The organism is Bacillus sp. ISL-47 (assembly GCF_018613175.1).
In the GTDB taxonomy this organism is placed as follows: domain Bacteria; phylum Bacillota; class Bacilli; order Bacillales; family Cytobacillaceae; genus Cytobacillus.
This window is the reverse complement of record NZ_JAGGQS010000063.1, coordinates 22,284-29,574: the sequence shown is the minus strand read 5'-3', so window position 1 is coordinate 29,574 and position 7,291 is coordinate 22,284. Positions and strand designations below refer to the sequence as shown.

The 7,291-nt window shown below is 41.2% G+C and carries 6 protein-coding genes; 1 reads left to right on the top strand and 5 read right to left on the bottom strand.

Annotation, left to right across the window (positions count from 1 at the left end):
• Positions 1 to 48: 48 nt before the first annotated feature.
• Positions 49 to 1,401, bottom strand: a complete 1,353-nt coding sequence (locus J7I93_RS20840) for a glycosyltransferase family 2 protein (protein ID WP_214728145.1) — start codon at positions 1,399 to 1,401, stop codon at positions 49 to 51.
• 193 nt (positions 1,402 to 1,594) lie between these two features.
• The gene (gene pepF, locus J7I93_RS20835; protein ID WP_214728143.1) at positions 1,595 to 3,424 is read right to left on the bottom strand and encodes an oligoendopeptidase F; all 1,830 of its coding nucleotides are present in this window, start codon (positions 3,422 to 3,424) and stop codon (positions 1,595 to 1,597) included.
• A 335-nt stretch (positions 3,425 to 3,759) separates the two neighbouring features.
• Here pepF and J7I93_RS20830 point away from each other — a divergent pair, with 335 nt between their 5' ends.
• Entirely contained in the window at positions 3,760 to 4,536 is a 777-nt protein-coding gene (locus J7I93_RS20830; RefSeq protein WP_214728141.1) for a PAS domain S-box protein, read from the top strand.
• Between the two features lie 245 nt (positions 4,537 to 4,781).
• Here the strand turns inward: J7I93_RS20830 and J7I93_RS20825 are convergent, their stop codons facing one another.
• The 3 genes from J7I93_RS20825 to wrbA all read right to left on the bottom strand — a co-directional run bounded on the left by J7I93_RS20825 (position 4,782) and on the right by wrbA (position 7,291).
• Entirely contained in the window at positions 4,782 to 5,204 is a 423-nt protein-coding gene (locus tag J7I93_RS20825; protein WP_214728139.1) for a DUF1801 domain-containing protein, read from the bottom strand.
• Between the two features lie 554 nt (positions 5,205 to 5,758).
• On the bottom strand, positions 5,759 to 6,607 hold the full coding sequence (locus J7I93_RS20820) for a pirin family protein (protein ID WP_214728136.1): 849 nt from the start codon (positions 6,605 to 6,607) through the stop codon (positions 5,759 to 5,761).
• Positions 6,608 to 6,679: 72 nt separating this feature from the next.
• The gene (wrbA, locus tag J7I93_RS20815) at positions 6,680 to 7,291 is read right to left on the bottom strand and encodes an NAD(P)H:quinone oxidoreductase (RefSeq protein WP_144539911.1); all 612 of its coding nucleotides are present in this window, start codon (positions 7,289 to 7,291) and stop codon (positions 6,680 to 6,682) included.

Genomic DNA, 7,291 nt, shown 5'->3' with positions numbered 1-7,291 from the left:
CATTTTACTGGGTCACTCTAATATACAGCGAGGTTTTGTTTTTGCAGCTCATTTCCAAACACGCTTTAACTTAAAGAACTCCTGAAAATACCCCCAGACAGAAATGGGAGACATTATCATCTGATAGCAGATAATAAATAAAATAAATCCAATTGTGTTTTTCCTTACTTTTAGGTTTAAGTTTTTAAAAACATAATGTTTCTGATAATAATACAAAATGCCATAGCTTACTATTGTAAGAGGCAAAACAAATAGCGTCATTGGACCGACAATCCAATAATAGCCGAAGAATGCCAGCACCAATCCAGGAATCCAGAAGAAAGTATACACAATATCCAAGTAAGGCATAACGAAATTTACACCTGTTAGATACTTGGTATACATCTGCGGCTGATTCCATGGCTTGATTTCACTCAATCCCTCGATCATGCCCCTCGCCCATCTGGACCTCTGTTTAGCAAAATGCCAAAGATTGGATGGTACATCTGTAAATGCTGCTGCCAGCGGTTCAAAATAAACCTTCCACTCATTTTGGAGGAGACGCCAGGTCAGAACAATATCTTCCCCAATAGCATCCGGCCAGCCACCCGCCTCGCGGACACATTCTGTTTTATATAAACTAAAGGCCCCTTGAGCTACCAGTGTCCCTTGATACAAACCTTGTAATCTTTTAATTGATGCAATCCCCAGATAATAATCCCATTCTTGGATTTTGGTCCATATGTTGTCCCGGCTGTTCCTTACAAGCATGGAACCAGCTACCGCCCCGACATTTTCCGGGCTGCTTTCCATCCGTGACACTAAAAAGCGGACGGCTGATGGATGCAGCAGTGTATCAGCATCAAGGGTAATTACATACTGGGTTGTCACATGCAGCAAACCTTTATTCAATGCGTGAAACTTGCCTGGCAGGGACTCTTGTAAAATATTCAGGTCCAGAGGCAATTCTATTTGGGCTTTTTTCAGCTGTTCATATGTACCATCAGACGAATTATTATCAATAACAATAATGTTTATTTTACCTGCGTAATCCTGATTTGCCACATAACTCAAGGTTTGAAAAATGGATTTTTCCTCATTAAATGCGGCTACAAGCAAGGTTACATCCTTATCAGGCTGCTGATTTTTAAATGGAGGCTGCCTGTCCAGAAGAAGACTCATAACCAGAAATGCATTCATATAACCAGGTACATATGCGATTCCTCCGATCACGAGTACCGCTAAAGGAAAAGAAATAATAATAGACAAATCCTCCAGCCAGGGTAATGAAAGGTAAAATGAAAAAACAAGCCAAGCCGCCGAAATAAGATGGCTGAACACGAATTTCTTATTAATTGAAATGTAAAGCTTATTTTTCCTGCGTTTCGTTTTTCGTTCTACAGGATTCAGGCTTTGCTGCATAAATTCACCTTCTAATACTCTATATAAATACAAAATATATTATTTCAAAGGGGAAGTAACTGGTAAATTAATGCTATCTGATATTTTTCCAACAAAAAAATCCCCTGCACAGAAACATCATAGCTTGTTCCTTTAAGTCTGTCTGCTGCAGGGGAAAATCGACATAAACATTTAACATTTAAATTATTTTTTTCTAACCTTTATATAGTCCGCTGTAGCTTTCCACAAGCTCATCAATCAAAGTCCCAACATGGGCAACGGCTTCGCGGATAGGATCCGGTTTGGACATATCAACGCCTGCCTTTTTAATCAAATCAAGAGGCTTAAGAGTTCCGCCTGCTCTTAATACATCCAGCCATCTTTCGACCGCAGGCTTGCCTTCCTCAAGGATTCGTTTGGACACGATTGTAGATACAGTAAGACCAGCTGAATAAGTATATGGATACAGTCCCATATAATAATGAGGCTGATGCATCCAGGTCAGGCTTGCTCCTTCATCGATTTCAACCGAATCGTCCCAGAACTTCTTAAGAACATCTGCCTTTTGCTCGGACAGCACACTTGCTGTTAACGGCTCGCCGTTCTCTGCTAATCGGTAAACTCTCCGCTGCAGTTCACCTTCCAGCAAGTGAGTGACAAAATTATGATAATACGTACCCAGCTGCTGAAGAATAACCCAGCGTTTTGTTCGATTATCATTTGTTTTGGAGAGCAGATAGTTGCTGAGCAGCATCTCATTCATAGTGGAAGGTGCCTCAATAAAGTATCGTGAGGGCCTTGTATTCACCATTCTCTGGTTTTTTCCTGCAAGATAAAAATGTCCCGCATGGCCCAGTTCATGTGCAAGCGTATAAGCCCCGCGCATGGTATCCGGCCAAGTCATCAATACATATGGGTGAGCTCCATATGGGCTGGAACAGAATGCACCTGTTGATTTCCCGATATTATCTGCATAATCCACCCATCTTTCCGTTAAAGCTCTATTAATCATATCCATATATTCCGGACCCATAATTTCCAAGGCACCCTTCACTGTTTCTGAAGCTTCCTCATAGCTTGTCTCCATCTTAAATTCCGGATCAAGCGGTGCTTTAATATCAGCAAAAGTCATCTTGTCCAATCCCAGAACTTCTTTCTTCAGATTCGCATACTTTCGCATATACGGCGCTAATTCTTCCTGAATGACATCCAGCTGGTTATGGTACATATCCTTCGTTACCTGCTGGGGCTGAAGAAGCAAATCCGTAACAGATTCATAGTTTCGCAGACGTGCCATTGTTACTTCATGGTTTACATTCGCAGCATAAGCGGCCGCAAAAGTATGCTTATACTGGTTTAATGTTTTATTAAAAGAATCATAGGCTTTTCTGCGAACCTCTGTGGAAGGAGATGAGCTGTACTTTCCTGCATACAGAGCAAAAGAGAGCGGCCACTCATTTCCTTCTTCATCTGTAAATGAATCAAACTGCATATCTGATAGTTTTCCACGGTTGTAAATGTTGTACGGTGCACTAAATAGTGAGCCAAGGGCTGCCAAAGCCTCTTCTGTTTCCTCGCCTAGTGCATGGGACTTTCTTTCATGCAAATCAGCGAAATACTTTTGAAAGAGCTGCAGACCTTTTTCCTCCTTCATAAAATTTTTAACCGTCTCTTCAGGCAGGGCTATAATTTCAGTTTCTACAAACGAAAGTGCTGCATTCAGTTCAGAACGCGCCTCCGATGCTTTTGCTGCGTCTATCTGTCTCTCAGTCTCTGTATTGTCAACAGACAAGCGCAAATCTGCATACATTGAAACTAGATTAAATCGTTCAAGCAGCTTTTCTTTTGCTTCCAGGCAATCCATTAGTACCTTTGCGCTCTCATGCAGCCTGCCTTTATATTTTGTTACGCTGGAAAGCTCTTCACTTACAGCCTGTGATTCTTTTTCCCATTCATCCTTGGTTTCAAAAAGAGCGGTCAGATCCCACTTTTGATTCTTTGGGACATCTTCCCGCTTTATTCTGTCTGCTGTTTTATTTTTCATCTTTGTCCCTCCATATCGAAAAGTATGTAGATTTCATTTGTTGCTCCTATTACTAGCTATACCACAACAAGAATGGAGTAACCTTTTTGGGATGATCTATTTATGGATTTGGATAAAGAAGCTGTACCCTGTTTTCTTAAAGATTTAGGGGAATTGCATCAAGTGGAAGAAAACAGCCTGGTTTTTACTAGATTCCAACAAATTTCCGGGATTTAGTGAGTGGCAAAACGAAAATCTTAATTTCCTGTATTGTTTCTTTCTATATCCTAAGGATTTTTATCTCTACCCTTACTATGTTATAGTTATTGAAACTACGAAGTTAGGAGGGAAATAGGATGCAAGAACTTTCCACTGGTACGATTCCCGATCATGCAAGGAACGAGTTATACCGGCAAATAGTTGAAAATACCTTTGAAACCACTATCGTTCATAGTGATTACAAGGTTTTATATATCAACAATCCCGGTGCAGAAATGCTGGGGGCAGCTAAGGAAGACTTAATCGGGGCGGAAGTACTTGATATTTTCCCTGATGATGCAAAAATTAGAATTAGAGAGCGAATACGGAAAGCATTAGAGGAAAATGAAATAGGCGCACTTATAGACCAAACAATTGTTACTTCAGACGGATCTTCATTAGAGGTGGAGCTGTCGTGTCACCCCTTCCCATATGGTGAGAAGAGGGCCATACTCTCAGTCTTAAGAGATATCACAGACCAAAAGAAAACGGAACGGGAATATAAAAAAAGGCAGAACGAGGTTTCAACCCCCATTGTTCCTGTGATGGATGAAATTTCAATCATTCCGCTTGTCGGGACGATCGATTTTGATAAAGCTCAAATCCTGTTGGAAACATTGCCAACAAAACTAAAAACTGAAACAAATGTTAAACATATTATTATAGATTTTTCAGGAATTTTTAATCTTGACGAAGTCGTTGTCGATTTCTTAATTAAAATTGAAGCGATTATGCGTCTGCTCGGTATTCAGCCAATTATTACCGGAATACGTCCGGAACTCGCACAAAAAGCGCTTGATAATATGGGCAGAAGCCTTCATTCAATTGTTACTATGAAATCTGTAAAACAAGCTTTAACTTTTTTAAAACGATAAAAACCGACTTTTCAACTGGAATTACATGCAATTATAACTATATTTTTAAATGAAGTTAGCCTAGCGGTTGAGGCTAACTTTATTTGCCATTCATTGGATACTTTTTCTTATTAATTTTCCAATATACATCCATACATAATATGCAATCCAAAACTTAAATCCCTGAACAGGAGATAATCAGGCAATGAACAATAGTCCTATCTATAAATTCTTTCAAATCCTCCGAACTCCCAGCCCCTCCGTCTCTATTTCTCCGGGTAGGTCTCCCGCAAAAATTTGATGGATTGAAGAATTAGCTCCTTTAAAACATTCACCTCAATGTCCGCCAATTTGTTTATGTACACACAGGCCTTTCCAGCAGTATGTTTTCCGAATTTTTCAAGTAGCACATGCCGCTCCATATCACCTGTTGCAAAATATAAGCTTATCTTTGCTTTCCTTGGCGAGAATCCGACAAGAGGCGCATCGCCTTCATGGCCAGTTTCATATTTGTAATGGTAGGACCCAAACCCTATAATGCTCGGTCCCCACATTTTGGCCGGATAACCGGTCGTTTCAGTAAATAAATCAAGGAGCTTATAAGCATCCTCACGTTTTTTCAGACTTTCGACCTTTTCTATAAACTCAATGACACTGTTATCATTCTCTTTAGTTTTTAGTTCGTACATAATCAGATCCTCCTTATATTGGGATGATATAGATTTCTGCAAATTTATTCGTATTCCTTCTTTTGGCTGCCTTTTATCAGAACCCTGTAGCAGCAAGGATTTGTACAATAAATCGGAAAAGTTGAAGACAATACATTCGTTAAGTACTTCATAAATTTAGGTTGTTTTCTCAAACTTTGTTGCTTTTTAAACAAGTAGTGAGGAGAGGTTGATTTCCGCTCCAGGATGCTCAGCGAACGCGGGGCGGGCAGTGAGCCTCCTCGGCGCGCAGCGCCTGTGGGGTCTCACCTGTCCCACTCCTCCCGCTGGAGTCTCGCACCTTACGCTCCAATCAACCAACCTTATTTATCAATGTTTTTATTTACAAATCTATTTAAAAACAACAATCTTTTATAAAACAGCCTAAATTTATAAAGTTGAACACAAGTAAAAAGTTGCACTCAAAAAGGGTCGGCTCATCTATACTTCCTAACAATTCTTCCATTTTCAAAGAAATTTCATACTAAATCATCAAAGAAGAGCAACCTAAATCAGTTGCTCTTCTCTATATCCCGTTATTTTAAGAAAGTCCCTTGCATGTATTCCTGATAAGCTTCCTGGATTTCTTCTTCTGTATTCATTACGAATGGACCGCGGGCTACAACCGGCTCTTTTACAGGTTCTCCTGCATACAGCAAAAAGCGCAACGGTTCTTCTGCTGTAAAGTCGATTTCACCTGTACCATTTTTCCCGCCAGTTCCTAATTCGAGGACCTCTCCTTTAGAAGCGCGAACTTCATTTTTCCCGAAAACACCGCTGCCTTCTATTATATAGATGAATCCCTTATAGCTGCCAGGCAACTCCTGGGAGATTGAAGCGCCTGCATCCATCCTTGCCTCAATCATCGTTACTGCCACATGATTTAACGTTGGTGAAATAACATCGCCAGATGAACCAGAAAAAATACGGATAGCAACACCCTTCTCTTCTCTAACCGGCACTTCATTTCCTTTAAGATTTTGATACCTTGGAGCTGTCATTTTCTTATCACGAGGGAGATTAATCCACAGCTGCAGGGAGTGCGCCGTTACACCTTCAGATGGCACTTCATTATGGACCACTCCGCTGCCGGCAGTCATCCATTGCACATCACCGGGTCCTAATACGCCGTCTTTTCCTGAATGGCTGTCATAATGCTCGATTGCTCCATCAATGACATAGGTAACGGTTTCGATTCCACGGTGAGGGTGGATATCAAAGGCTCCTTTTTGAAACTTATCTTCCATCAGCAGCAAAAATGGATCATACCTTTCCCAATTTCCTGGCTCAATGACAGGCCCAGCTGCATGGATAGGGCTGTGTTCATGCAGCTGGACCTTCCTGACTTTAGCAATCTCACGTTTATAAATGTCCTTGTCTTCCATCCTTAATTCTCCCCTTTTACAATGGTAAAGAGAGCAATCTGCCTCAACTGATTGCTCTCCAAACTAATTCAATTACTGATTTCCTTTTTTAACCCATTCCGCAACAGTGATTGTACGCTTTGCCTGGTGCTTAACTGCTGCCTCAACATCTTCAATCATTTTTCCATCCTGATCAACGGTTACGCTTGTTCCATAAGGATTTCCCCCAGCTCCGAAAATAACAGGATCCGTATATCCCGGCGTAGCGACAATCGCACCCCAGTGGTACATCGTTGTGTAAAGTGAAAGGATTGTTGCTTCCTGGCCGCCATGCGGATTTTGAGCAGAGGTCATCGCACTTACAACTTTATTTGCAAGCTTTCCCTGAGCCCAAAGGCCGCCAGTTGTATCAAGGAATTGCTTCATTTGCGAAGGCATGTTGCCGAAACGAGTTGGAACGCTGAAGATGATTGCGTCTGCCCATTCAAGATCATCACCTGTAACTTCAGGAACGTCTTTCGTAGCCTCAACCGTTGCTTTCCACGCGGGATTGCCTTCGATTGCCGATTGTGGCGCCAATTCAGGAACCTTTAATACCTTTACTTCGGCACCCGCTTCCTTTGCACCTTCTTCTGCCCATTTTGATAATTGATAATTTGTTCCGCCCATGCTGTAATAGATAACTGCTAATTTTACGTTTGCCAT

What these genes read in the sequence shown, in the direction of transcription:
- J7I93_RS20840 (WP_214728145.1), bottom strand. Translation starts at nt 1,401, where the DNA reads ATGCAGCAAAGCCTGAATCCTGTAGAACGAAAAACGAAACGCAGGAAA.
- pepF (WP_214728143.1), bottom strand. Translation starts at nt 3,424, where the DNA reads ATGAAAAATAAAACAGCAGACAGAATAAAGCGGGAAGATGTCCCAAAG.
- J7I93_RS20830 (WP_214728141.1), top strand. Translation starts at nt 3,760, where the DNA reads ATGCAAGAACTTTCCACTGGTACGATTCCCGATCATGCAAGGAACGAG.
- J7I93_RS20825 (WP_214728139.1), bottom strand. Translation starts at nt 5,204, where the DNA reads ATGTACGAACTAAAAACTAAAGAGAATGATAACAGTGTCATTGAGTTT.
- J7I93_RS20820 (WP_214728136.1), bottom strand. Translation starts at nt 6,607, where the DNA reads ATGGAAGACAAGGACATTTATAAACGTGAGATTGCTAAAGTCAGGAAG.
- wrbA (WP_144539911.1), bottom strand. Translation starts at nt 7,291, where the DNA reads ATGGCAAACGTAAAATTAGCAGTTATCTATTACAGCATGGGCGGAACA.